At 66.7% G+C, this 918-nt stretch carries 1 protein-coding gene; it reads left to right on the top strand.

The window, feature by feature from the left end; genetic code table 11:
• Positions 1 to 918: IS110 family RNA-guided transposase (locus tag Q2941_RS51715; RefSeq protein WP_458197557.1), on the top strand; the 918-nt coding region annotated here is incomplete at both ends.

Genomic DNA, 918 nt, shown 5'->3' with positions numbered 1-918 from the left:
GGGCCTGATCGAGAAGGTCAGGGCTCGGGCGGCCGAGAAGCTGGGGTGGGCGCCAGGTGTGGTGAGCTGCTACGAGGCCGGTTATGACGGCTTTTGGCTGCACCGGCTGCTGCAGGCGGCCGGGATCACCAACTTCGTGTTCGATGCGGCCAGCATTGCGGTGGAGCAGCGATCGCGTCGGGCGAAGACGGACCGGATCGACGGCGAACTGATGCTGCGCACCTTGATGGCCTATTTGCGGGGCGAGCCGCGGGTGGTCCGGATCGTACGCGTCCCGAGCGTGGCGGAAGAGGATGCGCGGCGCGCGAGCCGCGAGCGCGATCGTCTGGTCAAGGAGCAGACGGCCCATAGCAACCGGATCAAGGCGTTGCTGCGCCTGTTGGGAATGGCTGTCGATACTCCGCGACGGCGGAACTGGCTCGCCTGGCTGGAGCAGCAGCGGGACTGGCAGGGGCAGCCGCTGCCGCCGCATCTTCTGGCCGAGGTCCAACGCGAGTATGCGCGCCTGATGCTGGTGCGGGAGCAAATTGCGGCGCTGGAGCAGGCACACGCTGCGCAGGCTTCTGCGGTCCCTGCTGCGATGAGCGAACGGCGCCAACTCTTGCAACGGCTCAAGGCGCTTGGCCCGGCCTTCAGTGCAACGCTGGTGAACGAGCTGTTCTACAAGGACTTCCGCAACCGACGCGAGGTCGCCGCCTATTGCGGCTTGGCGCCCAGTCCGTGGAAGAGCGGCGGCATTGATCTCGAGCAGGGCATCAGCAAAGCAGGCAATCATCGCGCTCGTCTGAAGGCGATCGAACTGGCCTGGCTCTGGCTTCGTCATCAGCCGGACAGCGCGCTCAGCCAATGGTTCCGTACCCGCACCGCCAACGCCGGCAAGCGTGCCAGGCGCATCGCCATCGTCGCGCTGGCTCGCAA

Source organism: Bradyrhizobium sp. UFLA05-153 (genome assembly GCF_054185185.1).
The sequence above is the reverse complement of the archived record's forward strand: the minus strand, read 5'-3'. Positions and strand labels throughout refer to the sequence as shown.